Here is a 360-nt window from a genome sequence, read left to right as displayed (position 1 = left end):
TTGCCGTGGTAATGACTAAGGATGATAAGACCGGCGGAGTTGGAATAATTGATGTTGATCCACATACTGGTAAAGGTCAATTAATTTCTGAATCAATGCTCGATCAGTCTGTTAAGGGTAGTTATGAAGCCTATAACTATTTTGATCACCTTTACTACCGGAATGATTTGAAATACACTGTACCATCATATGTTTACCTTGACGATAAGCGTAAAATGGTTTTTGCTGCTAACTATAACACCAATGCTATCCATACTTGGAAACTTGACGATAACTATCAATTTATTGAATCACATCGTTACCCAATAGAAGGACGGGGACCAAAAGCTGTTCAGGATGCTGCTCATATTCACTTTACTC

At 37.8% G+C, this 360-nt stretch carries 1 protein-coding gene; it reads left to right on the top strand.

The window, feature by feature from the left end; translation table 11 throughout:
• Positions 1 to 360, top strand: a 360-nt coding sequence (locus tag CP363_RS10600; protein ID WP_143468731.1) for a beta-propeller fold lactonase family protein, incomplete at both ends; no start/stop codon positions are given.

Source organism: Lactobacillus sp. UMNPBX12, assembly GCF_002553955.1.
Classification (GTDB): domain Bacteria; phylum Bacillota; class Bacilli; order Lactobacillales; family Lactobacillaceae; genus Lactobacillus; species Lactobacillus crispatus.
This window is presented reverse-complemented; position numbering and strand designations above follow the sequence as displayed.